At 68.1% G+C, this 24,618-nt stretch carries 27 protein-coding genes; 19 read left to right on the top strand and 8 right to left on the bottom strand.

Annotated features, from left to right (window positions below; translation table 11 throughout):
- The first annotated feature begins 74 nt into the window (after nucleotides 1–74).
- Nucleotides 75–599, top strand: a complete 525-nt coding sequence (locus ACJH7A_RS24840; protein WP_346414619.1) for a YbhB/YbcL family Raf kinase inhibitor-like protein — start codon at nucleotides 75–77, stop codon at nucleotides 597–599.
- A gap of 115 nt (nucleotides 600–714) precedes the next feature.
- Complete coding sequence (locus ACJH7A_RS24835; protein ID WP_346414618.1) at nucleotides 715–2,070, top strand: hypothetical protein; 1,356 nt, start codon at nucleotides 715–717, stop codon at nucleotides 2,068–2,070.
- Between the two features lie 6 nt (nucleotides 2,071–2,076).
- Here ACJH7A_RS24835 and ACJH7A_RS24830 read toward each other — a convergent pair whose 3' ends face one another.
- Genes ACJH7A_RS24830 through ACJH7A_RS24820 form a run of 3 tightly spaced genes read right to left on the bottom strand, consistent with a single transcriptional unit; the run spans nucleotide 2,077 to nucleotide 4,494 of the window.
- On the bottom strand, nucleotides 2,077–3,135 hold the full coding sequence (locus ACJH7A_RS24830; RefSeq protein ID WP_226521475.1) for a quinone-dependent dihydroorotate dehydrogenase: 1,059 nt from the start codon (nucleotides 3,133–3,135) through the stop codon (nucleotides 2,077–2,079).
- Nucleotides 3,136–3,145: 10 nt separating this feature from the next.
- The gene (locus ACJH7A_RS24825; protein WP_138248676.1) at nucleotides 3,146–3,445 is read right to left on the bottom strand and encodes a DUF5703 family protein; all 300 of its coding nucleotides are present in this window, start codon (nucleotides 3,443–3,445) and stop codon (nucleotides 3,146–3,148) included.
- Nucleotides 3,445–4,494 carry a YncE family protein gene (locus tag ACJH7A_RS24820; protein ID WP_371824536.1) on the bottom strand — a complete coding sequence of 350 codons (1,050 nt, stop codon included), beginning with the start codon at nucleotides 4,492–4,494 and terminating at the stop codon, nucleotides 3,445–3,447. The genes ACJH7A_RS24825 and ACJH7A_RS24820 overlap by 1 nt, the downstream gene beginning before the upstream one ends.
- A 127-nt stretch (nucleotides 4,495–4,621) precedes the next feature.
- Between ACJH7A_RS24820 and ACJH7A_RS24815 the strand changes: the two genes are divergently transcribed.
- The 6 genes from ACJH7A_RS24815 (at nucleotide 4,622) to ACJH7A_RS24790 (ending at nucleotide 8,700) form a co-directional block, all read left to right on the top strand.
- A complete protein-coding gene (locus ACJH7A_RS24815; RefSeq protein WP_061006446.1) occupies nucleotides 4,622–4,933 on the top strand; it encodes a hypothetical protein in 312 nt (103 codons plus the stop codon).
- Between the two features lie 53 nt (nucleotides 4,934–4,986).
- A complete protein-coding gene (locus ACJH7A_RS24810) occupies nucleotides 4,987–5,814 on the top strand; it encodes an undecaprenyl-diphosphate phosphatase (RefSeq protein WP_346414626.1) in 828 nt (275 codons plus the stop codon).
- On the top strand, nucleotides 5,811–6,530 hold the full coding sequence (locus ACJH7A_RS24805; RefSeq protein ID WP_226521478.1) for a histidine phosphatase family protein: 720 nt from the start codon (nucleotides 5,811–5,813) through the stop codon (nucleotides 6,528–6,530). The genes ACJH7A_RS24810 and ACJH7A_RS24805 overlap by 4 nt, the downstream gene beginning before the upstream one ends.
- A gap of 29 nt (nucleotides 6,531–6,559) precedes the next feature.
- Nucleotides 6,560–7,153: a DUF3090 domain-containing protein gene (locus tag ACJH7A_RS24800; RefSeq protein WP_293019314.1), complete on the top strand. Its 594-nt coding sequence runs from the start codon at nucleotides 6,560–6,562 to the stop codon at nucleotides 7,151–7,153.
- Nucleotides 7,140–7,955, top strand: coding sequence for an SCO1664 family protein (locus tag ACJH7A_RS24795; protein WP_293019312.1), 816 nt, complete (start codon nucleotides 7,140–7,142; stop codon nucleotides 7,953–7,955). Before ACJH7A_RS24800 ends, ACJH7A_RS24795 begins: the two co-directional genes overlap by 14 nt.
- A gap of 79 nt (nucleotides 7,956–8,034) precedes the next feature.
- Nucleotides 8,035–8,700: a GNAT family N-acetyltransferase gene (locus tag ACJH7A_RS24790; protein ID WP_293019310.1), complete on the top strand. Its 666-nt coding sequence runs from the start codon at nucleotides 8,035–8,037 to the stop codon at nucleotides 8,698–8,700.
- A 64-nt stretch (nucleotides 8,701–8,764) separates the two neighbouring features.
- Here the strand turns inward: ACJH7A_RS24790 and ACJH7A_RS24785 are convergent, their stop codons facing one another.
- Nucleotides 8,765–9,022: a hypothetical protein gene (locus ACJH7A_RS24785; RefSeq protein ID WP_406802867.1), complete on the bottom strand. Its 258-nt coding sequence runs from the start codon at nucleotides 9,020–9,022 to the stop codon at nucleotides 8,765–8,767.
- Nucleotides 9,023–9,158: 136 nt separating this feature from the next.
- Between ACJH7A_RS24785 and ACJH7A_RS24780 the strand changes: the two genes are divergently transcribed.
- Complete coding sequence (locus tag ACJH7A_RS24780; protein ID WP_318987218.1) at nucleotides 9,159–9,950, top strand: 3'(2'),5'-bisphosphate nucleotidase CysQ; 792 nt, start codon at nucleotides 9,159–9,161, stop codon at nucleotides 9,948–9,950.
- Here ACJH7A_RS24780 and ACJH7A_RS24775 read toward each other — a convergent pair.
- The 3 genes from ACJH7A_RS24775 to uraD (ACJH7A_RS24765) are packed head-to-tail and all read right to left on the bottom strand — an operon-like array spanning nucleotide 9,880 to nucleotide 11,557.
- Complete coding sequence (locus ACJH7A_RS24775) at nucleotides 9,880–10,743, bottom strand: MurR/RpiR family transcriptional regulator (protein WP_318987205.1); 864 nt, start codon at nucleotides 10,741–10,743, stop codon at nucleotides 9,880–9,882. The two genes, ACJH7A_RS24780 and ACJH7A_RS24775, sit on opposite strands and share 71 nt — an antisense overlap.
- Nucleotides 10,743–11,072 (bottom strand): hydroxyisourate hydrolase, encoded by a 330-nt coding sequence (uraH, locus tag ACJH7A_RS24770; protein ID WP_318987204.1) that lies wholly within the window; start codon nucleotides 11,070–11,072, stop codon nucleotides 10,743–10,745. The genes ACJH7A_RS24775 and uraH overlap by 1 nt, the downstream gene beginning before the upstream one ends.
- Nucleotides 11,069–11,557 (bottom strand): 2-oxo-4-hydroxy-4-carboxy-5-ureidoimidazoline decarboxylase, encoded by a 489-nt coding sequence (gene uraD / locus ACJH7A_RS24765; protein ID WP_406802866.1) that lies wholly within the window; start codon nucleotides 11,555–11,557, stop codon nucleotides 11,069–11,071. The genes uraH and uraD (ACJH7A_RS24765) overlap by 4 nt, the downstream gene beginning before the upstream one ends.
- Before the next feature lie 202 nt (nucleotides 11,558–11,759).
- Between uraD (ACJH7A_RS24765) and pucL the strand changes: the two genes are divergently transcribed.
- Genes pucL through ACJH7A_RS24735 form a run of 6 tightly spaced genes read left to right on the top strand, consistent with a single transcriptional unit; the run spans nucleotide 11,760 to nucleotide 19,811 of the window.
- Nucleotides 11,760–12,671, top strand: a complete 912-nt coding sequence (gene pucL / locus ACJH7A_RS24760; protein WP_406802868.1) for a factor-independent urate hydroxylase — start codon at nucleotides 11,760–11,762, stop codon at nucleotides 12,669–12,671.
- Nucleotides 12,672–12,674: 3 nt separating this feature from the next.
- On the top strand, nucleotides 12,675–13,502 hold the full coding sequence (locus tag ACJH7A_RS24755; RefSeq protein WP_406802865.1) for an FAD binding domain-containing protein: 828 nt from the start codon (nucleotides 12,675–12,677) through the stop codon (nucleotides 13,500–13,502).
- Nucleotides 13,492–15,417, top strand: a complete 1,926-nt coding sequence (gene uraD, locus ACJH7A_RS24750; RefSeq protein ID WP_406802864.1) for a 2-oxo-4-hydroxy-4-carboxy-5-ureidoimidazoline decarboxylase — start codon at nucleotides 13,492–13,494, stop codon at nucleotides 15,415–15,417. Before ACJH7A_RS24755 ends, uraD (ACJH7A_RS24750) begins: the two co-directional genes overlap by 11 nt.
- Nucleotides 15,418–15,451: 34 nt before the next feature.
- On the top strand, nucleotides 15,452–18,190 hold the full coding sequence (locus ACJH7A_RS24745) for a molybdopterin-dependent oxidoreductase (RefSeq protein ID WP_406802863.1): 2,739 nt from the start codon (nucleotides 15,452–15,454) through the stop codon (nucleotides 18,188–18,190).
- Nucleotides 18,187–18,669 carry a nucleoside deaminase gene (locus tag ACJH7A_RS24740; RefSeq protein ID WP_406802862.1) on the top strand — a complete coding sequence of 161 codons (483 nt, stop codon included), beginning with the start codon at nucleotides 18,187–18,189 and terminating at the stop codon, nucleotides 18,667–18,669. The genes ACJH7A_RS24745 and ACJH7A_RS24740 overlap by 4 nt, the downstream gene beginning before the upstream one ends.
- Nucleotides 18,670–18,671: 2 nt before the next feature.
- Complete coding sequence (locus tag ACJH7A_RS24735; RefSeq protein ID WP_406802861.1) at nucleotides 18,672–19,811, top strand: XdhC family protein; 1,140 nt, start codon at nucleotides 18,672–18,674, stop codon at nucleotides 19,809–19,811.
- Here the strand turns inward: ACJH7A_RS24735 and ACJH7A_RS24730 are convergent.
- Nucleotides 19,754–20,305 (bottom strand): NTP transferase domain-containing protein, encoded by a 552-nt coding sequence (locus ACJH7A_RS24730; protein WP_406802860.1) that lies wholly within the window; start codon nucleotides 20,303–20,305, stop codon nucleotides 19,754–19,756. The genes ACJH7A_RS24735 and ACJH7A_RS24730 overlap by 58 nt on opposite strands.
- Nucleotides 20,306–20,370: 65 nt before the next feature.
- Here ACJH7A_RS24730 and ACJH7A_RS24725 point away from each other — a divergent pair, with 65 nt between their 5' ends.
- The 4 genes from ACJH7A_RS24725 to ACJH7A_RS24710 are packed head-to-tail and all read left to right on the top strand — an operon-like array spanning nucleotide 20,371 to nucleotide 24,553.
- Nucleotides 20,371–20,949, top strand: coding sequence for a nucleoside deaminase (locus tag ACJH7A_RS24725; RefSeq protein ID WP_406802859.1), 579 nt, complete (start codon nucleotides 20,371–20,373; stop codon nucleotides 20,947–20,949).
- Between the two features lie 20 nt (nucleotides 20,950–20,969).
- On the top strand, nucleotides 20,970–22,220 hold the full coding sequence (mshC, locus tag ACJH7A_RS24720) for a cysteine--1-D-myo-inosityl 2-amino-2-deoxy-alpha-D-glucopyranoside ligase (protein WP_406802858.1): 1,251 nt from the start codon (nucleotides 20,970–20,972) through the stop codon (nucleotides 22,218–22,220).
- A 30-nt stretch (nucleotides 22,221–22,250) separates the two neighbouring features.
- The gene (locus ACJH7A_RS24715) at nucleotides 22,251–23,126 is read left to right on the top strand and encodes an SDR family oxidoreductase (RefSeq protein WP_212812016.1); all 876 of its coding nucleotides are present in this window, start codon (nucleotides 22,251–22,253) and stop codon (nucleotides 23,124–23,126) included.
- A gap of 2 nt (nucleotides 23,127–23,128) precedes the next feature.
- Nucleotides 23,129–24,553 (top strand): DUF1254 domain-containing protein, encoded by a 1,425-nt coding sequence (locus tag ACJH7A_RS24710; protein WP_212812015.1) that lies wholly within the window; start codon nucleotides 23,129–23,131, stop codon nucleotides 24,551–24,553.
- Nucleotides 24,554–24,618 lie beyond the last annotated feature (65 nt).

Genomic DNA, 24,618 nt, shown 5'->3' with positions numbered 1-24,618 from the left:
CGACCCACCCGGGTCACAGCCAAACGTAACGCTCAGCAATACGAAGTAACTGCAACTACAAACTTAAGGACAACATGACCGCTTCGCCGTATGACAACCTGCCGCAGCTGCCGACCTTCACCCTGACCTCGACATCGCTGACCGACGGCGGCCCGTTGGCCAACGCTCAGGTCAGTGGCATCTTCGGCGCCGGGGGAGAAGACGTCTCGCCGCAGCTGAGCTGGTCGGGCTTCCCGGCCGAGACCCGCAGCTTCGCCGTCACCGTCTACGACCCCGACGCACCGACCGCGTCGGGCTTCTGGCACTGGGCCGTCGCCAACCTGCCCGCCGACGTGACCGAGCTGGCCGCCGACGCGGGCAACGGCGAGGCGCTGCCCGGCGGCGCCATCACTCTGACCAACGACGCGAGCCTCAAGCGCTTCCTGGGCGCCGCCCCGCCGGCCGGCCACGGCCCGCACCGCTACTACATCGCGGTGCACGCACTACCTGTGGAAAAGCTGGACATCCCCGAGGATGCCACCCCGGCGTTCCTGGGCTTCAACCTGTTCACGCAGGCCATCGCCCGGGCCGTCATCCACGGCACGTACGAGCAGAAATAGGCCGCGCGCGCCGGGTCGCGGCTCGTCATCGCCCGACCTACTATCGGACCGAGGTCGGGGCAGCGACGCTTGCCGAACCTGAAGGGGGCCATCAGCTTTGTCCACATCCACTTCGGTGAATAAGCGCTCGGCGCCGACGGACGAGGACCGCCTCGACTACATCGACCAGGCCACCTTCCTGTCGTACCGGGCCAATGGCCGGGTCCAGGTCGGCATGGCGCTGTGGTTCTACGAGGGGCCGGTGGACCTCGACGGGTTGCGCCGGTTCAACGAGAACTTCGGCAAGGGGATGGTGGCGCGGTACATCGAGCGCTCCCCACTGCCGTTCGGCCGTCATCGTTGGGTGGCCGCGTCAGGCCCGCCGCGGCCGGTCGACGTCGCCGAAACTCCCTGTCCACGTTCAGGACTGAGCGACTGGCTGGAGGAGCGTGCCCAGATCCCGATCGATCCCGAGCGCGGGCCGGGTTGGCACCTGGGGGTGCAGCCTTTCACCGATGGCTCGACGGCGGTCGCGATAGTGCTCTCGCACTGTCTGATCGACGGCAGCGGCTCGGTCGTCGCGTTCATGGACGCGGTCCTGGGCAACGAGCGCGACCTCGGCTACGAGCGGCCGCGATCCCGGACCCGTCTGCAGGCGATCCGTTCCGACCTGCGACAGACCTTCAGGGACCTGCCGGAGCTCCGGAGGACGGTCAAGGTCGCCGCCAAACTGGCCCGAGAGCGGCGCGGCGAGATGACGGCAACACCGTCGACAGGAGGGTCTGCCTCCGGTGACGAACTCGTGCACGTGCCGTTCGCGTCCGCCATCATCGACCTCGATCACTTCGATGCGCGTGCAGTAGAACTCGGCGGAAACGGCCATTCACTGGTCGCTGCGTTCGCCACGCGACTGGGCGTACGGATGGGCCGCCAGCGTGCGCGGGACGGCGCCATCTCGTTGATGGTCGCGATCAACGACCGCACGTCCTTCGAGGACACCAGGGCCAACGCGATGACGTTCACGACGTTCACCGTCGATCCCGCTTCGGCCACAACCGACCTGACTGCGCTGCGCGGCGAGATCCGCACCGCGCTGCGCCGCGCCCGGGAGCAGCCGGACGAGTCCTTCCAGCTGTTGCCACTGACGCCGTTCATCCCGCGGCGGGCGGTCCGCCATACTGCGGCCATGGTGCTCGGCGAGCTTCCGGTGACCTGCTCCAATGTCGGCGACGTGCCGGAGCTGGTCGGCCGTATCGACGGAGTCCGCCAGGCCGATTACGTGATCTGTTGGGGTGTCGAGCAGAACGTCAAGAAACGCGACATCGAGCAGCCCGGCGGCCTGCTGGTGGTGACGGCCCTGCGCCACAACGGCAAGGTCACCCTGGGCGTCGTGGGCTATCAGGTAGGCGCCGAGAACACCAAGGCCGTGCTGCGCGAGCACGTGCAGCAGACCTTGGACGAACTCGGTGTCATGCCGCTGGAGGTTTACTAGGCCGAGCTACGCGCCCGAACCCACCGCATCGGCCAGTGAAGCGAAGCCACCGGCCTTCAACTTCGCGGCCACGCCGTCGTGAATGTGCTTGGCCCACAGGCCGCCGCCGTAGATGAAGCCGGTGTAGCCCTGCACCAGGGAGGCGCCGGCGAGGATGCGCTCCCAGGCGTCGTCGGCGGTCTCGATGCCACCGACGCTGATCAGCACCAGCTGATCGCCGACGCGCTTGTGCAGCCGCCGCAGGATCTCGAGCGACCGCGCGGCCACCGGCGCCCCGGACACGCCGCCCGCGCCCAGCTCGGCGACGCCGGGCGTCAGCAGCCCTTCACGAGAGATCGTGGTGTTGGTCGCGACGATCCCCGCGAGGCCCAGTTCGACGGCCAGGTCGGCGATCTCGTCGACGTCGTCGTCGGACAGGTCGGGCGCGATCTTCACCAGCACGGGCTTGGTCGTCTCGGCGCGCACGGCGGCCAGGATCGGTCGTAGCGACGCCACGGCCTGTAGGTCACGCAGCCCGGGCGTGTTCGGCGAGCTGACGTTCACCACGACGAAGTCGGCCAGTGGCCCGCACAGGCGGGTGCTCTCGGCGTAGTCATCGACGGCGTGTTCGGGCGGGGTGACCTTGGTCTTGCCGATGTTCACGCCGATGGGCACGGTGGACTGGCTGCGGGTCAGCTTGATGGCGAGCTCGCCTGCCCCGTGGTTGTTGAAGCCCATGCGGTTCAGCAGCGCGCGATCCTCGGGCAGCCGGAAAAGCCGCGGCGCCGGGTTGCCGGGCTGCGCCTGCGCCGTCACGGTGCCCACCTCGGCGTAGCCGAAACCCAGTGGGCCCCAGGCGTTGATGCCACTGCCGTTCTTGTCGAAGCCGGCTGCCAGGCCCACCGGGCCCGGGAACGTCACGCCGAACACCGTCGTCTCCAACACCGGATCCGACGGGGCCAGCCACTTGGCCAGCAACCGGCGGCTGACGGCCAATCCGGTCGCGACGCGCAGCAGCGCGAACACCCAGGTGTGAATCCGCTCCGGGGACACCAGGAAGAACACCCAGCGCAGGGCGCGATACATCAACGGCTCCTCACATCGACGGCTGTTCGGGCGCCAACCTATCGGGCACCTGGCCCGTCGTTTCGCCCGCCCCGGGCACATTTCCCGTCGCGTCGCCCGTCCTGATCTTGCGGCGGCGCAGCAGCACCCGGCGCGAACCGTCGGTATAGAGGCGCACGCGCGTCAGTTCCCACCCGCGGTATTCGGCCTCGATCGACAGCCGGATCGACGCCGACAGCCTGGTCACTTCCGGCGGCAGTCGGAGCGGAATCCATTCGTAGTCGTCGGACAAGTCCTCCGCCCACGCTGCCGGCATCCGCCCCCGCTGCATCAGTGGCCGCCCGACCCCGGCCCCGCGGCGGCGTTCGCGATCACCTGGACCCCGGCGCCCGACCCCGACACCACGAACAAGGTGCCGGTGCGTTCGTCGAAGGAGAGGACGTCGGGCTGCTGCACGGTGCGATATCGGACTTTCTCGACGGGGATACCAGTCGAAAGATCGTAACCAACCACGCTGTTCGTCGCGGTCTGTGAAACCCAGGCGAGTTTCGCCGATCCGACGATGCCGTACGGCGCGCCCCGCACCGGCGCCTGCTGCCGCAGCATGAGCGGTGTCGTCCCGAAGACCAGCAGGCCGTCGCCGCGCGTGTCGGCCACCAGCACCCGCCCGGCGGGATCGGCGGCCAGCGTGGTGGCGCCTTCACCGGCGCGTAGCGCCTGGGCGACGTCGGTGCCGTCGGCGTTCACCTCGGTCACCGAGGTTTGCCCGCGGTCCAGGACCACGACGGTATTGCCTTGCGCGGCAAGGCCGTCCACGCGGGCGAAGGCCTTCATCCGGGACTTCACCGCGGTGCCGTCGACGATCAGCACCGCCCCGTCGGCGGTGCCCAATGCCAGTTTCCCGTCGGCCCGCCGGGCGATCGAGGTGAAATCGGTGCCGGACTGGCCGTCGACCGTGACCGCTTGCACCGTGCGCTTGCCGATGTCGAACCGCAGGTAGCCGCCGCGGGTGGACAGGAACGCCGTGCCCGCGCCGTCGACTGTGACGCCCGTCGCAGCGGCCGGCAGGACCACCGGCGGTGTGCCGGGCACCGTCACCACCGGACGTCCGGCGTCGGTGCCGAGCACGACGAGCGACGCCGTCGCCGTGTCGAAGGCGGCGCCGGTGCCGGGCCCGGGAAGGGAGCGGACGACGCCGTCGGGAGCGCCGGTGACCGGGGGTGACACCGCGGCGCGTGCGGGCGAGATGGTCGGCGGCGCCGTCTCGGCCGGATGTGACGAGCACGCCGCCAGCGTGCCGACGGCCAGCGCGGCCGTCGCGAATCTCGTTAGACCCACCCGATATTCACGCAGCCGACAATTAATGGGATGGTGATCCATTGACACAGGCTGGCTTTCGGTCGGTGAACGGCGGTTAATCGCTAATTGCCAGTTTAGGCAAATATTTTGACGTCAATTATCTGCTTCAGGCGGGTACGTCACGTACCGGAGGGGTATGGTCGGGACCATGAGCATTGCCACCGACGGCGATCTGGCCAACGGTAATTTTGCTATCGAAGACCTTTCGACAGGTCTGCGGGCCAGCGGGTTTGGCCAAGTTGGCGACGGCCGGAGTTTTTCATTTCGCCTTGACGACAAGCGCGTGTTGATTGTGGAGGTCTACCGCCCGCGTCTGTCGGGGCCGGTGCCGCAGGAAGAGGACGTCGTCGCGGTGTCCTCGCGAAGCCTGGCGCACGTCGACGTGCACGACGAGCGCAGTCTCGCCGCCGCCGTACGCGACGCGGTCGCCGACGCACAACCGGTGCAGCGCAACCACTAACGCCTGCGCCTGCCGCTCACGGTACGGTCGTCGGCGTGACTGACGTGGCAGCCATGAGCTGGTGGCAGACGATCGTGCTGGCCGTCCTCCAGGGGCTCACCGAGTTTCTGCCGGTGTCGTCGTCGGGCCATCTGGCCATCGCCTCCCGGGTTTTCTTCGCCGATGATGCGGGCGCGTCGTTCACCGCGGTCACCCAGCTCGGGACCGAGGCCGCGGTGCTGATCTATTTCGCCAAGGACATCTGGCGCATCCTCACCGCCTGGTTCGCCGGGCTGACCGACGCTGCCCGCCGCACCGCCGACTACTGGCTGGGCTGGTGGGTGATCATCGGCACCATCCCGATCTGTGTGCTGGGACTGCTGTTCAAGGACCAGATCCGTTCCGGCGCCCGCAATCTGTGGGTCATCGCCACCGCGATGATCGTGTTCTCCGCGGTGATCGCCCTCGCCGAGTACGCCGGCAAGCAGACCCGCGACGTCGAGCAGCTGACCTGGAAGGACAGCGTCATCGTCGGCCTGGCGCAGTGCCTGGCGCTGGTGCCGGGGGTGTCGCGGTCCGGCGCGACCATCAGCGCCGGCCTGTTCCTCGGCATGAACCGCGAGCTGGCGGCGCGCTTCGGCTTCCTGCTCGCCATCCCGGCGGTGCTGGCCTCCGGCCTGTTCTCGCTGCCCGACGCCTTCAAGCCCGTCACCGAAGGCATGAGCGCCACCGGCGCGCAGCTGACCGTCGCCATCTTGATCGCGTTCGTCGTCGGCTACGCCGCGGTGTCCTGGTTCCTGAAATTCCTGGTGCGGCACAGCATGTACTGGTTCGTCGGCTACCGCGTCGTGCTCGGCGCGACGGTGCTGGCGCTGCTCGGCACCGGGGTGGTGGCCGCATGACCGTCATCTTGCTGCGGCACGGACGCTCGACGTCCAACACCGCCCACACCCTGGCCGGCCGGTCCGAGGGCGTCGACCTCGACGACAAGGGCCGCGCGCAGGCCGACGGTGTCGTCGCCCGAATCGGCGAGCTGCCGGTCAAGGCCATCGTCCGTTCGCCGCTGCTGCGCTGCCAGAACACTGTCGCCCCGCTGGCCGCGGCGCTCGGTATCGAACCGCGCGTCGACGACCGGCTGACCGAGGTCGACTACGGCGGCTGGACCGGCCGCAAGATCGCCGACCTCGTCAAAGAGCCGCTGTGGCCCGTCATCCAGCAGCAGCCCAGCGCCGCGGTGTTCCCGGACGGTGAGGGGCTGGCCCAGGTGCAGTCGCGCGCGGTGGCCGCCGTCCGCGAGATCGACCGGGCCCTGGCGCAGGAGCACGACGGCGACACGCTGTGGATCGCCTGCACGCACGGCGACGTCATCAAGGCGGTGCTGGCCGACGCCCTGGGCGTGCACCTCGACGGCTTCCAGCGGATCGTCGCCGACCCGGCCTCGATGAGCGTCATCCGCTACACGCCGCACCGGCCGTTCGTCCTGCACGTCAACCACACCGGCACGGATCTCTCCTCGTCGCTTCGCCCCCCGCCCGCGGAACCCAAATCCGACCAGCCCGGCAAGCCCGACGATGCCGTACCGACACACGACGCAACCGTCGGCGGCTCGACCGATTAGACCGGTGAACCGGTATTTTGAAAGGTGCCATGGCTCGCGCAATTCACGTCTTCCGTTCTCCCGACCGCTTCGTGGCCGGGACCGTTGGGCAGCCTGGTAACCGGACGTTCTACCTGCAGGCCGTGCACGACCAGCGGGTCGTCTCGGTCATGCTGGAGAAGCAGCAAGTCGCGGTCCTGGCCGAACGCATCTCCGCCCTGCTGGTCGAGATCAACCGCCGGTTCGGCACGCCGATCCCGCCCGACACCGGCGAGGTGACCGACCTCAACCCACTCGTGATGCCTGTGGACGCCGAATTCCGGGTCGGCACCATGGGTCTGGGTTGGGACTCCGAAGCGCAGACCGTGGTGGTCGAGCTGCTGGCCGTCACCGACTCGGAATTCGATGCCTCCGTCGTGCTCGACGACGCCGAGGAAGGTCCCGACGCCGTGCGGGTGTTCCTGAGTCCGCGGTCGGCCCGGGACTTCGCGAACCGCTCCAACCGGGTGATCTCCGCCGGCCGGCCGCCGTGCCCGCTGTGCGAGGAGCCGCTCGACCCGGAGGGGCATATCTGCGTGCGCACCAACGGGTATCGGCGCGGCATGCTGGATGCCGACGGTGATGAGCCGGATGACGCCTCCTGACGCCGAGCGGATTCTGCAACGCGGTGAGCTGACGGCGCTCGGGCGCATCAGGTCGGCCAGCAACGCCACGTTCCTGTGCGAAGCCGAGCTGGACGATGCCCTGCTGCACTGCGTGTACAAGCCGATCTCCGGGGAGGCGCCGCTGTGGGACTTCCCCGACGGCACCCTGGCCGGACGCGAGCTGGCGGCTTACCTGGTGTCTGCCGCGCTGGGCTGGAACCTGGTGCCGCACACCATCATTCGTGACGGCCCGGCGGGCCCGGGCATGGTGCAGCGCTGGGTCGACCAGCCTGGCGACGCGCTCAGCGAAACCGAACCGCCGCCCGGCCCGGACCTCGTCGACCTCGTACCGGCCGGCCGGGTGCCGGCGGGATACCTGCCCATCCTGCGCGCCTACGACCACAAGGGCGACGAAGTGGTGCTGGTACACGCCGACGACGCCCGGCTGCACCGGCTGGCGGTGTTCGACGTGCTGATCAACAACGCCGACCGCAAGGGCGGCCACGTGCTGGCCGGTGCCGACGGCCAGGTGTACGGCGTCGACCACGGCGTCAGCCTGCATGCCGACGACAAGCTGCGGACGGTGCTGTGGGGCTGGGCCGGAAAACCGATCGACGACGACGTGCTCGGTGCGGTCGCCGCATTGCGGGACGCCCTGCACGACGGTCTCGCCGCGACGCTGGCCCCACACCTCACCCGCCCTGAGATTGCCGCGCTGCAGGCGAGAGTTGTTGAGCTGCTTGACAATCCGATCATGCCCACCCCGGATCGGCACCGGCCGATCCCGTGGCCGGCCTTTTGATCGCAGTTTGCACACAGGTGGCGATTTGCGTAGTGATTTCGGCAGTCCTACCGATCGGTAGTGCTCTAGGCTCGTCGGCATGACCGACCACGACAAGGCCGCAGCCCGCCGCGAGATCACCGATGCGCTCCAGAAAGCACTGGACCGCCGGCACGAGGTGCTCGACGTCATCGTCGAAGCCGACAACAAGGCTGCCGCCGTTGATGCCATCGCGAAGCTGCTGGGCACCTCGCATGCCGGGGGCGAGCAGGTCATGGCGATGTCCTTCGATCTGCTGACCAAGGACGCCCGCAAGCGCATCGCCGACGAGCTGGAAGATCTGAACAGCCAGTTGTCCTTTGCGGTGAAGGACCGCCCCGCCAGCTTCGGGGACAACCTGTCGCTGCGCCCGTTCTCCGGTGCCGCCGACCGCGACATCTTCGCCACCCGCACCACCGATGTCGGTGCGTCCGGTGACGGCTCGGGCCGTGCCGCCGGCGACCTGGACGACGAGATCAAGGCCGCGCTTGCCCGCGTCAACGCCGAGGAAGCGGTGTGGTTCGTGGCCGAGGAAGACGGCGCCAAGGTCGGCATGGTGTTCGGTGAGCTGGACGGCGGCGAGGTCAACGTCCGCATCTGGGTCCACCCCGAGTACCGCCACCGCGGCTACGGCACCGCGGCGCTGCGCCGGTCGCGGTCGGAGATGGCGTCGTACTTCCCGGCCGTGCCGATGGTGGTCCGCGCTCCGGGTGCGACACCGAAGTAGGCTGTGCCCCAAAGGAAAAGGGCTCCGGGAATTCCGGAGCCCTTTTCCGTGCCTGTCGGTCAGCTCAGCCGGAGTACGGCTTGGCCTTCACCGGCGGGGAAGCGACGGTGACGGGCTCGACGCTGCTGGGCGTCGTCGGCGCTTCGGTGGAGCCCATGTTGATACCGGCGACCGTCGGCTGGGTGTATTCACCCGACGTGGCGCCATGTCCCGACGAGGCGACGGGCGCGACGGCCGGCGCAGGTGCGTTGGTCACGCCGAGTACGCCCATCGTCACTGCTGCGGCGATGCCCACGAATCCGAATGTCTTCGCCAACTTCATGACGTCCTCCTTGCTGACTACCCGGTAAATAGTTGTCCGAAATGCTATGAGGCCTATTTCGGCAGGACCTGCCAGCAGCCTGCAACGTGCCTGTGAATGGGCGATTTCGGCTGTGACGTTGCCCTCGGCGATACTCATGGGCATGGCGGACAGTGGCAGGGCGCAGACCGATGTCGCGCTGGCCGCCGAGGTCGCGCAGGAGGCCGGGGAATTCCTGCTGTCGGTGCGCGACCGGCTCGGCTCCCACGATCCGTACACCCTCGGCGCGGCCGGCGACCGGCACGCCAACACGCTGATTCTCGATCGGCTGCGCACGGCCCGCCCCGACGACGCCATCCTGTCCGAGGAGGCCGCCGACGATCTGGTGCGCCTGCGCTCGGACCGGGTGTGGATCGTCGACCCTGTCGACGGCACCCGCGAGTTCGGGCGCGGGCGGCCGGACTGGGCCGTCCACATCGCGCTGTGGCAGCGCGACGGCAGCCCGGACGGGTCCATCACCGACGCGGCCGTCGCGCTACCGGCGCACGGCGAGGTGCATCGCACCGACACCGTGACCGGACCGCCACCGCGTCGTCCCGGCCCCATCCGCGTTGCCACCAGTACCTACCGGCCGCCGGCCGTCGTGTGGTGGCTGCGCGATGTGCTCGACATGGAACTCGTCGGCATCGGCTCGGCCGGCGCCAAGGCGATGGCCGTGGTGCGCGGCGACGTCGACGCCTACGTGCACGCCGGCGGGCAGTGGGAATGGGACTCGGCGGCACCGGCCGGCGTGGTGCAGGCGGCGGGGCTGTTCGCGTCGCGTCTCGACGGCTCGCCGCTGCGGTACAACCGGCCCGATCCGTACCTGCCGGACTTCGTCATGTGCCGCCCGGAGTTCGCCGATTCGTTGCTCGATGCGGTGCGCCAAGTGTCTCGTGGACCGAGTTGACGCGGTCGATGCGCTGCGCGCCGTCAGGCGTGAGGGCGAGGACGCGATCGGACAGCACGGCAACGAGGCTCATCACCGCAGCGTGGCTGTCGAACGCGCCGGGGGAGACGTTCGGGCATTCGAGCCACCAGGTGGCACGTGCCGCGAGCGCACGCAGTTGGTCATCGGCGAAGAGCGCCAACGGAATTCGCGAGTCGGAAGCCCAGTCGACGAGTTCTTTGGCCCACCGGCCGTGGCGCCGGAATGACATCGCGATGACGAGGTCCTGCTCATCGAAGTCCGCGATGTCCTCGGCAACGGACTGACCCGAACTGGGCGCCAGCCAGGTGTCGGGCCGGATCTGTGCGAGGTTCAGCCTCAGCACGGTTGCCGCGGCCAGGCTGCTCCGGTAGCCGCAGACGGCGACGCGACGGGCAGTGGCGATCTTCTCTGCGATGGCCTCGACCACGGCCTCATCCAGCAGCGCGTGCATGGCGTGCAGGTTCGCGATGTCCTGCGAGATGATGGCGCTGACGTCGGGCGCGCGCTCGATGGCGACGGGCACACCTGATCGCCGCAGGGCGCGCAGGTGCTCACGCATGGCATCGAAGTTGGTGAATTCCAGGGCGCGCACCAGCCGGGAGAACGTCGCCTTCGAGACGTCGGCCATGGTGGCGAGTTCGCTGGCGCGATAGGTACCGGCATCGCCCGCATGCGCGAGCAGCACATCGGCAGCGCGGCGTTCCTGCGGGCTAAGGGACGCATAGCAATTCGCGATTCTCGCCTCCAGCGAGTCCGGCTCGTCCGCGCGCATCAGCTGCCCTTGTAGGTGGTGTATGCGAACGGGCTGAGCAACAGCGCGACGTGCGTGTGGCCCGCTCCGATCGTGACGTGCACGTCGACGGCGGGGTAGAACGTCTCCCGATCGGCACTGGCGAACCAGGCGCCCGTCGCGAAATGCAGTTGGTAGTCACCGGGATTCAGTGGGACGTCCCAACGAATTCGGCCGTCGTCGTCGGTGTGTGCGGTCGCCACCTGCTCGTTCATTCGGCTCAGGACGACCTCGAGATCCGCGGCGGGTTTCCCGCGGGCCGCGTCGAGCACATGGGTGGACAGGGACGTCTGCGCGGCCGGCGATGTCATGGCGTCACCCTTTCTGCCAAGCGGAGCAGTGCGATCTCCCGAAGCTGGCCGATGGCGATGGCGGCTTCCTCCTCGGGTTCCAGCGACAGCCGATATCGCAGGGCGTCATAGATGTCCGCGGCACTGCGGCCCTTCGCGCGGATGAGGAAGATGCGCCCGAACTTCGCCTCATAGTCCGCGTTGGCCCTGGCCATCGTTGCTGCCAGCCCGTCGGGCATGGCCGGCTGTTCGCCGCGGGAGAGGCCGGACTCGACCGATGTTCCGTCGGCTCGTTCGCCGATGCGCGGGTGCTGTGCCAGCGCCTGGTCCAGGTTGTCGACGCTCCAATCGGCGGCGGCGCGCGCGGCCGCCGACTCGAGTTCACTGATGGTCGCAAAAGGCCGCGCGGCGACAACCGCGCTGAGCCAGGACGCAATATCGGCGCAGGGACGCAGCACCTCTTCGGCTTCCTCAGGCAACGCAGAGTTGAAGGTCTGAAGATCCATGGACTGAATCTAGCGTTGCAGCAAAGATTCGCCCTGACGAGATTGTTACGATCCGTTTACGTCCAGGTCCAGGCCATATCGGCCGTCTCTGGAGCGGAAAACACCGTCACACGGTTGAAACGAAATGGTGACGCCCCAACAAAAACTGAAACGTACGTTGCAGCGGTAAGCCGTTCAACGTGCGTCAGGGGAAATCGTGGCAGTGGGTGACATCGTCCTCGGGTCGAATCAGTACGGCAAAGCGGAGAACCGCCTCGTGCGCATCGTCCGGGACACCCCCGTACATCGCATCATCGATCTGAACGTCACCTCGCAATTGCGGGGCGATTTCAGCGCATGCCACTACGCGGGTGACAACTCGCACGTCGTCGCGACCGACACGCAGAAGAACACCGTGTACGCCTACGCGAAAGAAGTGGGCGTGAAGTCGCCCGAGGATTTCCTGATTGCCCTGGGCCGGCACTTCGTCGGTGATTTCGAATGGGTCACCGGAGGTCGTTGGGAGGCAGAGGAATACGCGTGGGAGCGAATCGTCGTCGACGGCAGGCCGCACGACCACTCGTTTGTCCGGGCCGGCAAGTTCGTCCGGACGACGGTCGTCCAGATGGCCGGCGACACGACGTGGGTGGTGTCCGGCATCAAGGACTGCGTCGTGCTCAAGTCGACCGGATCGGAGTTCCACGGCTTCCCCCGCGACAAATACACCACGCTGGTCGAGACCGACGACCGCATCATGGCCACGTCCATCACCGCATGGTGGCGCTACCTCAGCACTGACACCGACGGCACCGCCCTCGACTTCAACGCGCTGCACGAGGCCATCACCGAGGTCGTGCTCGCCACGTTCGCCGGCGTCCACTCACTCGCGTTGCAACAGACGCTGTTCGAGATCGGCAAGGCGATCCTCGAGACGTTCGATGTGGTCGCCGAAGTGAAGTTGTCATGTCCCAACAAGCACCACTTCGTCGTCGACCTCAGCCCGTTCGGTCTGGAGAACCCGAACGAGGTCTTCTACGCCGCCGACCGGCCGTACGGCTTGATCCAAGCCACGATCACCCGCGAAGGCGCGGAGCAGGCGCCGGAGGCGTGGGCCACGATTCCAGGTTTCTGCTGAGCCATGGACCTGCACACCGTCAGCCGGTACCGATTCGCGCGCACCCGCGACGACCTGCGCCTTGCCGACGGCGAGTCCTTAGTCGCCGGCGGAACGTGGACGTTCTCCGAACCGCAGGCCGAGCTCGCCGGTGTCGTCGACCTCACGACCATGGACTGGTGCCCCATCGAGCGCACCGGCGACGGACTGCGCATCGCGGCCACCTGCACCATCGCCGAACTCGTGCGCTACCCGCGCCGCGCCGAGTGGCCGGCCCAGCAGCTCTTCGGCGACTGCGCCAATGCGTTGCTCGCCTCGTTCAAGATCTGGAACGTCGCCACCGTCGGAGGCAACATCTGCCGGTCGTTCGCGGCCGCGTCGATGGTGTCGCTTGCCGTCGCCCTCGACGGCGTGGCCGAGATCTGGACTCCTGACGGCCAGACCCGATGGGACCCGGTCGCGGATCTGGTCACCGGCAACGGGACCAACTCGCTGGCCCACGGCGAGGTGCTGCGGGCCGTGCACCTGCCGGAACGGGCGCTGCGTTCCAGGGCGGCACTGCGCACCATCGCGCTGGCCGAGTACGGACGCTCGGGTGCCGTCGTCAGCGGCCGCCGCGACGACGACGGGTCGGCGGTCTTCACCGTCACGGCTGCGACGCTGGCGCCCACCGTTTTTCGCTATCCGGAGCTGCCCGGCGCCGAAGCTCTCCGGTCCGACGTCCTGGCCGCGTCCGGCTATTACACGGACCCGCTCGGGTCCGCGGATTGGCGCCGGGCCGTCAGCGCGGTTCTCGCCGTGGACATTCGCTCAGAAATTTCTTCTCGCCTGGAGGTGGGCCATGCCGATTGAGACGGACCGAGCCGACGTCGCGCGCAAGGCCGTGCATCCCGTCGACGAAGTGTTGCCGATCCCCAAGCTCGCGGTGTACGGGATGCAGCACGTGCTGGCGTTCTATGCCGGCGCGGTGCTGGTTCCGATCATCGTCGCCGGCGCCCTGAAGCTGTCGCCCGAACAGACGATCCACCTCATCAATGCCGACCTGTTCACGTGTGGCATCGCGACGATCATCCAGTCCGTCGGCTTCTGGAAAGTGGGCGTCAAACTCCCGTTGATCCAGGGGGTGACCTTCGCGGCGGTCAGCCCGATGATCGCGATCGGCACAGCCGGTGGGTTGTCGGGAGTTCCCGGTCTGCTGTCGGTGTACGGGTCGGTGATCGTCGCCGGACTCTTCACCTTCTTCATGGCGCCGTACTTCTCGAAGCTGCTGCGCTTCTTCCCGCCGGTCGTGACCGGATCGGTCATCACGATCATCGGGATCGCGCTCCTGCCCGTCGCGGCCAACGACATCGTCGGTGGCACGACCACCGAGGCGATGAAAACGGATGTGGCACTGAAGGATCTCGCGTATGCCGCGGGCACGCTGCTGATCATCATCGTGATGCAGCGGCTCTTCCGCGGGTTCCTCGCGACGATCGCCGTGCTGGCCGGGCTGGTCCTCGGCACCGCGGTTGCCGCGCTGCTCGGGGATGTCGACTTCAGTGCGGTAGGTACGTCCCACTGGCTCGGCGTGACCACACCCTTCTACTTCGGCTGGCCCACATTCAGCGCCACCGCGATCATCTCGATGATCGTCGTCATGATCATCACCGCGGTGGAAACCACGGGTGACGTCTTCGCGACGGCCGAGATCGTGGGTAAACGCGTGGGAGCAAACGACATTGCCAGAGCACTGCGCGCCGACGGCATGGCGACCACGATCGGCGGCGTCCTCAACTCGTTCCCGTACACGTGCTTCGCGGAGAACGTCGGGCTCGTTCGCTTGACGCAGGTCAAGAGCCGCTGGGTGGTCGCCACCGCGGGGGTCATCATGATCGTGCTGGGCTATCTCCCCAAAGCCGCGGCCGTCGTGGCCGCGATCCCGCATTCGGTGCTCGGCGGGGCATCGCTGGCGCTGTTCGCCACGGTGGCTGTGGTGGGCATCCAGACGCTGTCGAAGGTCGACTTCAACGACCACCGCAATGCCGTGATCGTCGGCACCGCACTCGGCCTGGGCATGCTCGTCACCGCCCAACCGCTGCTGAAATTCAGTTTTCCCGCGTGGGCCCAGATCATCTGTGGCTCAGGGATCACGCTGGGCGCCCTTGCCGCGATCGTCCTGAACATCGTGTTCTTCCACATCGGGCCGAACCGCGGCCCGATGGTTGCGGGCACGCCACGGACCGGCGAGGTCGGACTCGATGCCGTCAACAAGATGACGCAGGAGGAGTTCGTCAAGACGTTCTCGATCCTCTACCAGGGCCTCGCTTGGCCGGTCGAGCGCGCGTTCGCGCAACGTCCGTTCGCCGACACCCGCGCACTGCGCGGCGCCGTCCAGACCGCGCTGCTCGCGGCCACCCCCGCCGAACAGATGGAGTTGATGCAGGCGTATCCGGACCTCGCCCAGACCCAGGAACACAACGTGTCGAAAGTCGATCTGGCCTACCTGGGTCTCGACGGTCTCACCGAGGAGGAGGCCGAGGAATTCAGCGAGCTTTCTGCGGCCTACGAAGCCAAATTCGGCTTCCCCCTCATCATCTGCCTTCGGGATCTGGAACGGCGCGAACACATCCTGACCCTCGGCTGGCGGCGCCTGGACAACTCCCCGCAGGTCGAGCACATGGCGGCGCTCAGTGAGATCTCGCGGATCGCGGCGTGGCGATTCGACGACCTGGTGGCCGACGCGAATCCCATTGCCTCCGCCCGACGCCTGCGAATCGCGCGATGACGACCGGCCGGCGGCACCGCGTAGTGGCGTGCGTATGAGATTTGATGTCAACGGCACGACCGTCGAAGCCGATGCTCGCCCGGGGCAGTGCTTGCGCACGCTGCTCCGGGAAACCGGGCACCTCGACGTCAAGAGGGGATGCGACGCCGGCGACTGCGGGGCGTGTGCGGTCATCCTCGACGGCGTACCGGTGCACTCCTGCATTTACCCCGCCGCGCGGGTGGGCGGCCGCGCTGTCACCACGGTGGCCGGGCTCGCCGACGGCGATGACCTCCATCCGGTGCAGCGTGCGTTCTGCGACAACTTCGCCTTCCAGTGCGGCTTCTGCACCGCCGGAATGATCGTCACCGCCGCCACCCTCGAGCCGGACGACCTCGGTGATCTCGACCGCCGGATGAAGGGCAACCTGTGTCGTTGCACCGGCTACCGCCCGATTCGCGAGGCGATCCATGCGGCCGTCACCGGCAGCGGCGACCGCGTGGCCGTGGCGGGTCCGGCCATCGGACAGTCACTGCGGCCGCCCGCCGGCCGACGGATCGTCACCGGGTGCGAGCCCTTCACGTTCGACATCGACGTGTCCGGGCTGCTGCATCTCGCGGTGGTGCGGTCACCTCATGCGCACGCCCGGATCCTCGCGATCGATACCGCGGCCGCCGAGAAGGTCCCCGGCGTCGAAGTGATCCTCACGCACCGCAACGTCGCGACGCCGCGCTTTTCCACTGCGCGCCACGAGATCCGGACCGACGACCCGGACGACACCCTCGTGTTCGACCCGGTCGTCCGCTTCATCGGTCAACGGGTCGCGGCGGTGGTCGCCGACACGCCCGCGGCCGCGCACGACGCGGCACGGCGCATCGTGGTCGAGTACGAGCTGCTGCCCGCGGTGTTCGATCCGGAGGCCGCGAGGTCGGCGGGCGCGCCGCTGCTACATCCGGACCGGACGCTCGACGACGGCGTCGCCGACGCGTCGCGCAACGTGATCGCGGCGATGCACGACGGTTTCGGTGGCGACATCGACGAGGCCCTGGCGAACGCGGATGTCACCGTCGGCGGTACGTGGCGGACCGCGCGGGTCACGCACGCGCAGTTGGAGGCCCACGGCACGATCGGCTGGTTGGACGACGACGGCCGGCTCACCCTGCGCACCAGCTCACAGGTTCCGTTTCTGGTTCGCAAGGAACTGTGCCACCTGCTCGGCCTGACCGAGGACCGGCTGCGCGTGTACACCGCGCGGGTCGGGGGCGGTTTCGGCGGTAAGCAGGAGATGTTCACCGAAGACCTCGTCGCGGTCGCCGTGTTGCGCACCGGGCGGCCGGTCGCGTACGAGATGTCGCGGACCGATGAGCTCACCGCGACCGCCTTTCGCCATCCCATGCGTGTCGACGTCACCCTCGGCGCCCGCTCTGACGGCACGTTGACGGCGATGAAGCTGGCCGTGCTGAGCGACGGCGGCGCCTACGGAAACCACTCGCCGGGCGTCATGTTCCACGGCTGCGCGGAGTCGATTTCGGTCTATCGATGCCCCGTCAAGCGGGTCGACGCCGAGGCCGTCTACACCAACAACCCGCCGTCGGGCGCGTTCCGCGGGTACGGGCTCGGTCAGGTGATCTTCGCCATCGAGAGCGCACTCGATGAGCTGGCGCTGCAACTGGGCATCGACCCGTTCACCATTCGCCGCACGAACATGGTGCGCGACGGCGACGACTTGTTGATCGCCCATCCCGAACCCGAACCGGACCTGATCTACGGCAGCTACGGGCTCGACCAGTGCCTCGACCTGGTCGAGCAGGCCCTGGCCGGCGCCGATGACGAGACCGCGCCGACGGGAGCTCAGTGGCGGACAGGGGAGGGCATCGCATTGTCGGCGATCGCCACCATGGCTCCGCGGGGCCATTACTCCTCGGTCAACGTTCGGCTCACCCCGAGCGGCGGCTATGAGGTGGGCATCGGGACCGTGGAATTCGGCAACGGAACCACGACGGTCCACACGCAGATCGCCGCCACCGCGCTGGCCACCACACCGGAACGGATCACGCTGCGCAACGGCGATACCGATGCCGCCGACTACGACACGGGGGCCTTCGCCTCGGCGGGGACCACGGTCGCGGGCAAGGCGTTGTACGCCGCGGCGTCGAGCATGCGAGAGCTGATCCTGGACACGGTCTTTCAGCTGACGGGCGAAGTCGGCGCGCTGGGCGAACACGGGGTGCAGACCTCGACCGGGTTGGTGCGATTCGGCGACATCATCGCGGCCGCGCCGGCGCAGTACCGGGTGGGCGACGGCATCCAGACGACGGGTGCCGAAACGGGTGAATTGCGTTCGATCGCGTTCAATGTGCAGGGATTTCGGGTCGCGGTCAACACCGAGACCGGGACGGTCAAGATTCTGCAGTCGGTGCACGCCGCCGACGCGGGCACCGTCGTCAATCCGGCGCAGTGCCGGGGACAGGTGGAAGGCGGCGTCGCTCAGGGCATCGGGTCGGCGCTCTACGAAGAGATCATGATCGACGAATCGGGCCGGGTGTCGACGCCCACATTCCGCCTGTACCGGGTGCCCCAGATGGCCGACATTCCGGAGACGACAGTGCTGTTCGCCGAGACCGCCGACGACCTCGGTCCGTACGGCGCGAAATCGATGAGCGAATCCCCGTACAACCCCGTGGCGCCCGCCCTCGCCAACGCGATTCGTCGCGCCATCGGCGTGCGTCCATACGAACTCCCCATGTCGAGGGACCGCGTCTGGCGGCTGGCGCAGGAAGGAACACCACAATGAACACTTTCGCGGGTACCGATCCGGAGTGGCTCGCCGTCGCGATCGACCTGGCGACCGCCAACGTCGAAGCCGGCGGCGGGCCGTTCGGTGCCGTGGTCGTCGGTGCCGGTGAGCTGGTCTCCACCGGGCAGAACCGGGTGACGCAGAACCTGGATCCGACCGCGCACGCCGAGGTGATGGCGATCCGGGCCGCCTGCGAGCGGATCGGGAACTTCAGCCTTGCGGGACACACGCTCTACTCGTCATGTGAACCCTGTCCGCTGTGCCTGTCCGCGGCCTTGTGGGCCAGGGTCGATCGCATCGTGTTCGCGGCGGACCGCCACGACGCGGCCGTCGGCGGTTTCGACGACCGGGCCTTCTACGAATTGTTCGACAAGCCGCGGGCGCACTGGGAAGTCCCCGTCCAGCAGCACCGCCTGGACCGGTCACTCCTGCCGTTCGAGACGTGGATCGGCAACAGCAACCGGGTTCAGTACTGACCGTGGACGTCATCGCGGATTTGTTGGCCCGCACCCGGCTCGGTGAGTCGGTGGCGCTGTGCACGGTGGTCGCGGCCAGCGGATCAACGCCGCGGGGGCCCGGTACATCGATGCTCGTGACCGGCGACGGCAGCGTCGTCGGGTCCATCAGCGGCGGTTGCGTGGAGAGCGCGGTGTACGAGCTGGCGCTGGAGGTGCTGGCCTCGGGCGAGCCGCGGCTCGTCAGCTATGGCGCCGGTGATGAGTCGGTGTTCGCCGTCGGCCTGCTGTGCGGCGGCACCATCGATGTCTTCGTCGAGCGCGTCGGCCCGTCGAACGTCGCCGAACTCGAGTTCGCGGTGAAAGTCGCCGACCGGGGCCAGACTGCTGTCCTGGCCACGCTCGTCAGCTCTACGGGGCCGGCTCCGCTCCGGAGCGGAGCCCACCTGGTGATCGCCGACCGGTCGGTGACGGGCAGCCTCGGCGTCGGCTCGCTGGACGACGCCGTGGTGCGCGCTGCGAACTCGTTGGCCACCAGCCGGACGCTGACGGGCCCGGACGGCGACGTCGTCTTCGCGCGCGTACTGGCGCCCAAACCGCGAATGATCGTCTTCGGCGCGACGGACTTCGTCGCCGCCGTCGCGCACGCGGCGGCATTCACCGGCTACCGCGTGACGGTGTGCGATGCGCGAGCGGTATTCGCCACGAAAGACCGGTTCCCGATGGCCGACGAGGTTGTCGTGGACTGGCCCGATCGCTACCTCGGGCAGCAGGTCGACGCCGGGCTGATCGATGCGCGCACCGCGATCTGCGTCCTGACGCACGACGACCGCTTCGACGTGCCGCTGCTCGAGATGGCCCTGTCGCTGCCCGACGTCGGTTTCGTCGGCGCGCTGGGTTCGCGCAGAACACATGACGAGCGGGTGGCCCGGCTGCGCGAGCGGGGGCTCGACGACAGTCGACTGGCCCGGCTGTCCTCTCCGATCGGGCTGGATCTCGGCGCTCGAACTCCCCAGGAGATCGCCATCGCGATCATGGCGGAAGTCATCAGTCTGCGGGAAGGCGGCACAGGTCTTCCGCTGCGTGACCGCGACGGCGAGGTTCATCAGCGGCCGGGGGTGTCCGTGTCTTCGCCCGTTGCCAGATCCTCGCAGGGAACATGAAGCACGCCAGCGCTTTTCAGGTAGTTCTGCGCGCCGTGGTCGCCGCGGGCACTCATGGCGACCCGGTCCCAGTGACTGCGGCCGATCAGAACGGGGTGCCCGGGCGCGCCGGAGTACGTCGCCCTGGCGAGCCGGTCCCGATCCGCGAGAGCACACAAGCGCGAGACGACGGCCGGACCGACGTCCGGCAGATCCACGAGATGAATCAGCGCCGCGTCACCGTCGATCGCCGCGAGTCCCGCCCGCAGCGACGCCGCGATGCCTTCCTCCCACCCCGTAACCTCGATGACCGCCGCAGTGTCGGGCGCGAGCGCCGCAGCGCGTTCGTATTCGGCGCCGAGAGCGACGGCAACAGAGGCGCAACCACCCGAGAACAACACGTCGACGGCACGCTCAATTGCACCGGGCACCAACGCTTTCGGCATGCCGAACCGGCGACCCGCGCCCGCGGCCAACAACAGCCCGGCGACCCGCGGCTGATCAGGCGGCCTCATCGTGCGGACGATACCGGCCCCGGCACAACCACTCGCTCCGAAAACCACCGATGAGGAGTAATCAGATGGAGCTCGTCCCGCGACTGCTCGACGTGATCGAGTCCGACATCCTTCCGCTGACCGCACAGGGCGTTGCCGCGGGCAACAAGGTCTTCGGGGCCGCGCTGCTGCGCAAAACGGACCTGTCGCTGGTGCTGGCGGGGACCAACGCGGAAACGCGTAATCCGCTCTTTCACGGCGAGATCAACACAATCAATCAGTTCTACGAGATCGAAAATCGCCCGGCGACGCGTGACCTGCTGTTCCTGAGCACGCACGAGCCCTGCACCCTGTGCATGTCGGCCATCACCTGGGCCGGTTTCGACAACTACTACTACCTGTTCAGCCACGAGGATTCGCGCGACAGCTTCGCGATTCCGCATGATCTGCGAATCCTCAAAGAACTGTTCGGTCTTGACCCGGGCGGCTATCGACGCAGCAACGCGTTCTGGACCGCCCGGGGGATTCGCGAACTCGCCGATGCTGAGCCGGAGCCACGTCGCGGCGACCTGCACGCGCGCATCGCGCGGATTGCGCAGCGGTATCAAGAACTCTCGGAGGAGTATCAGGAGTCGAAGCCGGGCAGCGGCATTCCACTGAGTTGACGACGGCTAAAGTCGACGTCATGCGATCGTGGCTGGCGCCCAGCGTCCCGAGCCTGCCGGGCCGACCGAAACAGGCCGGTCCCGAACTCCGGCTCTATGACACCGCCGACCGTCAGGTCCGCCCGGTCTCGGCGGGCCCGAAGGCCACCATGTACGTCTGCGGGATCACGCCGTACGACGCCACCCACCTGGGGCACGCGGCCACCTATCTGACGTTCGATCTGGTGCACCGGTACTGGCTCGACGCCGGCCACGAGGTCCACTACGTACAGAACGTCACCGACGTCGACGACCCGCTGTTCGAGCGGGCCGCGCGCGACGGCATCGACTGGCGCGACCTCGGCGACCGCGAGACCGAGCTCTTCCGGCAGGACATGGCGGCGCTGCGGGTGCTCCCGCCGCACGACTACGTCGGCGCCATCGAGTCCGTCGCCGAGGTCGTCGAGCTCGTCGAGAAGCTGCTGGCGTCCGGCGCGGCGTACGTCATCGACGACGCTCAGTACCCCGATGTCTACTTCCGGGCCGACGCCACCACCCAGTTCGGCTACGAGTCGGGCTACGACCGCGACACCATGCTGGCGCTGTTCGGCGAGCGCGGCGGCGACCCCGACCGCGCCGGCAAGGCCAGCCAGCTGGACGCGCTGCTGTGGCGGGTGCAGCGCCCGGGCGAGCCGAGTTGGCCGTCGCCGTTCGGCGCGGGCCGGCCGGGCTGGCACATCGAGTGCGCCGCGATCGCGCTGAACCGCCTCGGTGCGGGTTTCGACATCCAGGGCGGCGGCAGCGACCTGACCTTCCCGCACCACGAGTTCTCTGCCGCCCACGCCGAATCAGTAACGGGGGAGCGGCGTTTCGCCCGCCACTACGTGCACGGCGGCATGATCGGCTGGGACGGCCACAAGATGAGCAAGAGCCGCGGCAACCTGGTGCTGGTGTCGCAGCTGCGCGCCGACGGCGTCGACCCGGGTGCCATCCGGCTCGGTCTGATGGCCGGGCACTACCGCGCCGACCGCTTCTGGAGCCCCGAGGTCCTCAGCACCGCGCAGGTGCGGCTGCAGCGCTGGCGGGCGGCCACCGCCCTGCCCGCCGGGCCGGATGCGACGGATCTGCTCGCCCGGGTGCGCCGGTACCTGGCCGACGATCTCGATACCCCGAAAGTCCTTGCCGCCCTTGATGGCTGGTCGACGGACGCCCTCGAATACGGCGGGCACGACGCCGCCGCGCCGCGATTGGTGGCCGACACCGTCGACGCGCTGCTCGGGGTGACCCTCTAGTCACTTCGTCGTGAGGGTACGTTTCGGACCATGTCTTCTGTGTACGGAAAAGTCGTCTTCATCACCGGTGGTGCTGCGGGGGTCGGGGCCGAGGTGGCCCGCCGGTTGCACCGCAAGGGCGCCAAGCTGGTGCTGACCGATGTCGACGCGACGGCGCTGGACGCCACGGCCGCCACGCTCGGTGACGATGTCCTGACCGTGGTCGCCGACGTCCGCGACCTGTCCTCGATGCAGGCCGCCGCCGACGCGGCCGTCGAGCGCTTCGGCGGTATCGACGTGGTGATGGCGAACGCCGGCATCGCTACCTACGGCTCGGTGCTGCAGGTCGACCCCGAGGCCTTCAAACGGCTGCTCGACATCAACGTGCTCGGGGTGTTCCACACCGTGCGCGCCACGCTGCCGTCGGTCATCGATCGCCGCGGCTACGTCCTGATCGTGTCGTCGCTGGCCGCCTACACCGCCGCTCCCGGCCTGGCGCCGTACAACGCCTCCAAGGCCGCCGTCGAGCACTTCGCCAACGCGCTGCGCCTGGAGGTCGGGTACCGCGGCGTCGACGTCGGCTCGGCGCACATGTCCTGGATCGACACCGCCATGGTGCGCGACACCAAGTCCGACCTGTCGACGTTCGCCGAGATGCTGACCAAGCTGCCGTGGCCCATCAGCAAGACGACGTCGGTCGACAAGTGCGGCGAGGCATTCGTCGCCGGCATCGAGGGCCGCAAGACGCGGGTGAACTGCCCCGGCTGGGTCGGCGCGCTGCGCTGGCTGCGGCCACTGCTGGCGACGCGCATCGGCGAGGTGCCAGTGGCCAAGTTCGTGCCCGACCTGCTGCCCCGCATGGACGCCGAGGTCGCCGCCCTGGGCCGCTCGTCCAGCGCGCACACCGAGCAGCTCGACAAGCACTGACCATGCGGGCCGGTTTCTTCGCCCTGGGCTTCGTCGCGATGCTGCTGGCGGTCACCGGGTGTGCAGACGAGAAGTCGTCGAGCCCGTCCCCGTCATCCCCGCCGACGCCGGAACAGGTGCGGGCCATCGCGAAATCCGCGTACACATACGGGTTTCCGATGGTCGACAACTACCGGGTCCAGTACTCGTACTTCGCCGACAAGGCCGGGCCCGAGTACAAGGGCGCCTGGAACCAGATCCACAACGTCGCGCGCGTCTTCACTCCCGAGGACAAGGCGATCCAGACGCCCAACTCGGACACCCCGTACTCGTTCCTGGGTGCCGACCTGCGCGCCGAGCCGCTGGTGCTGAGTGTGCCGGACGTCGAGCCGGGCCGGTACTACTCGCTGCAGTTCGTCGACGGCTATACCTACAACATCGCGTACGTCGGTAGCCGCGCGACGGGCAACGGCGCGGGCAAATACCTTCTGGCCGGGCCGAATTGGCACGGTGCGACCCCGCCAGGCGTCGAGCGGGTCATCCGCAGCTCGACCGAGCTGGCCTTCGTGCTGTACCGCACGCAGCTTTTCGGGCCGACGGACATCGAGAACGTCAAGAAGATTCAGGCCGGTTACCAGGTAACGCCGTTGTCGGCGTTCCTGAAGCAGCCACCGCCACCGCCGGCGCCGGCCATCGACTTCGTCGCCCCGCTGTCGGCGCAGGACGAGCGCACTTCGCCGAAGTTCTTCGAAATCCTCAACTTCGCAATGAAGTTCGCCCCGGTGCAGGCTGCCGAGGAGGTGATGTGGAAACGCTTCGCCACCATCGGCATCGGTCCCGACGGCACCTACCGAGCGGACCAGCTGACGCCCGAGAACCGCAAGGCCGTCGAGGCCGGCATCGCCGACGCGTGGGCGGCGTTCGAGACCTTCAAGAAGGACAAGTTCGACACCGGCGAAGTGACATCGGCTCAATTGTTCGGCACCGCAACGGATCTCAGGGGTAACTACCTGTACCGCATGGCCGGCGCGGTGCTCGGGATCTACGGCAACACCGCGGCCGAGGCGATCTACCCGGGCGAGTCGAACGACAGCACCGGCGCGCCCCTGACCGGTGCCAACAACTACACGCTGCGGTTCGCCCCGGGGCAGCTGCCGCCCGTCAACGCCTTCTGGTCGGTGACCATGTACGAGATGCCGCAGAGCCTGCTGGTGGCCAATCCCATCAACCGCTACCTCATCAACTCGGCGATGCTGCCCACCTTGATCAAGGACCCCGACGGCGGCATCACGCTGAACGTGCAGAACAAGTCGCCGGGACCGGCCCGCGAAGCCAACTGGCTACCCGCCCCGACCGGCCCGTTCATCATCGCGATGCGGCTGTACTGGCCCAAACCCGAAGCGCTCGACGGCACCTGGAAGGCCCCCAAGCCCGTGAAGGTGCCTTAGTTCTCTTTCCCGCGAGCGGCCGTGTTTGTGCACGACACACCGGGTGATCGCGTACAAAAGGGGGC

This window comes from Mycobacterium sp. SMC-17 (genome assembly GCF_045310915.1).
GTDB lineage: Bacteria > Actinomycetota > Actinomycetes > Mycobacteriales > Mycobacteriaceae > Mycobacterium.
Note: the sequence above shows the minus strand (reverse complement) of the source record. Positions and strands in the feature narration are given on the sequence as shown.

Coding starts and splice junctions, on each gene's coding strand:
- ACJH7A_RS24840 (WP_346414619.1), top strand. CDS start 75: ATGACCGCTTCGCCGTATGACAACCTGCCGCAGCTGCCGACCTTCACC.
- ACJH7A_RS24830 (WP_226521475.1), bottom strand. CDS start 3,135: ATGTATCGCGCCCTGCGCTGGGTGTTCTTCCTGGTGTCCCCGGAGCGG.
- ACJH7A_RS24825 (WP_138248676.1), bottom strand. CDS start 3,445: ATGCAGCGGGGGCGGATGCCGGCAGCGTGGGCGGAGGACTTGTCCGAC.
- ACJH7A_RS24820 (WP_371824536.1), bottom strand. CDS start 4,494: ATGGATCACCATCCCATTAATTGTCGGCTGCGTGAATATCGGGTGGGT.
- ACJH7A_RS24815 (WP_061006446.1), top strand. CDS start 4,622: ATGAGCATTGCCACCGACGGCGATCTGGCCAACGGTAATTTTGCTATC.
- ACJH7A_RS24810 (WP_346414626.1), top strand. CDS start 4,987: ATGAGCTGGTGGCAGACGATCGTGCTGGCCGTCCTCCAGGGGCTCACC.
- ACJH7A_RS24805 (WP_226521478.1), top strand. CDS start 5,811: ATGACCGTCATCTTGCTGCGGCACGGACGCTCGACGTCCAACACCGCC.
- ACJH7A_RS24800 (WP_293019314.1), top strand. CDS start 6,560: ATGGCTCGCGCAATTCACGTCTTCCGTTCTCCCGACCGCTTCGTGGCC.
- ACJH7A_RS24795 (WP_293019312.1), top strand. CDS start 7,140: ATGACGCCTCCTGACGCCGAGCGGATTCTGCAACGCGGTGAGCTGACG.
- ACJH7A_RS24790 (WP_293019310.1), top strand. CDS start 8,035: ATGACCGACCACGACAAGGCCGCAGCCCGCCGCGAGATCACCGATGCG.
- ACJH7A_RS24785 (WP_406802867.1), bottom strand. CDS start 9,022: ATGAAGTTGGCGAAGACATTCGGATTCGTGGGCATCGCCGCAGCAGTG.
- ACJH7A_RS24780 (WP_318987218.1), top strand. CDS start 9,159: ATGGGCATGGCGGACAGTGGCAGGGCGCAGACCGATGTCGCGCTGGCC.
- ACJH7A_RS24775 (WP_318987205.1), bottom strand. CDS start 10,743: ATGCGCGCGGACGAGCCGGACTCGCTGGAGGCGAGAATCGCGAATTGC.
- uraH (WP_318987204.1), bottom strand. CDS start 11,072: ATGACATCGCCGGCCGCGCAGACGTCCCTGTCCACCCATGTGCTCGAC.
- uraD (WP_406802866.1), bottom strand. CDS start 11,557: ATGGATCTTCAGACCTTCAACTCTGCGTTGCCTGAGGAAGCCGAAGAG.
- ACJH7A_RS24755 (WP_406802865.1), top strand. CDS start 12,675: ATGGACCTGCACACCGTCAGCCGGTACCGATTCGCGCGCACCCGCGAC.
- uraD (WP_406802864.1), top strand. CDS start 13,492: ATGCCGATTGAGACGGACCGAGCCGACGTCGCGCGCAAGGCCGTGCAT.
- ACJH7A_RS24745 (WP_406802863.1), top strand. CDS start 15,452: ATGAGATTTGATGTCAACGGCACGACCGTCGAAGCCGATGCTCGCCCG.
- ACJH7A_RS24740 (WP_406802862.1), top strand. CDS start 18,187: ATGAACACTTTCGCGGGTACCGATCCGGAGTGGCTCGCCGTCGCGATC.
- ACJH7A_RS24730 (WP_406802860.1), bottom strand. CDS start 20,305: ATGAGGCCGCCTGATCAGCCGCGGGTCGCCGGGCTGTTGTTGGCCGCG.
- ACJH7A_RS24725 (WP_406802859.1), top strand. CDS start 20,371: ATGGAGCTCGTCCCGCGACTGCTCGACGTGATCGAGTCCGACATCCTT.
- mshC (WP_406802858.1), top strand. CDS start 20,970: ATGCGATCGTGGCTGGCGCCCAGCGTCCCGAGCCTGCCGGGCCGACCG.
- ACJH7A_RS24715 (WP_212812016.1), top strand. CDS start 22,251: ATGTCTTCTGTGTACGGAAAAGTCGTCTTCATCACCGGTGGTGCTGCG.
- ACJH7A_RS24710 (WP_212812015.1), top strand. CDS start 23,129: ATGCGGGCCGGTTTCTTCGCCCTGGGCTTCGTCGCGATGCTGCTGGCG.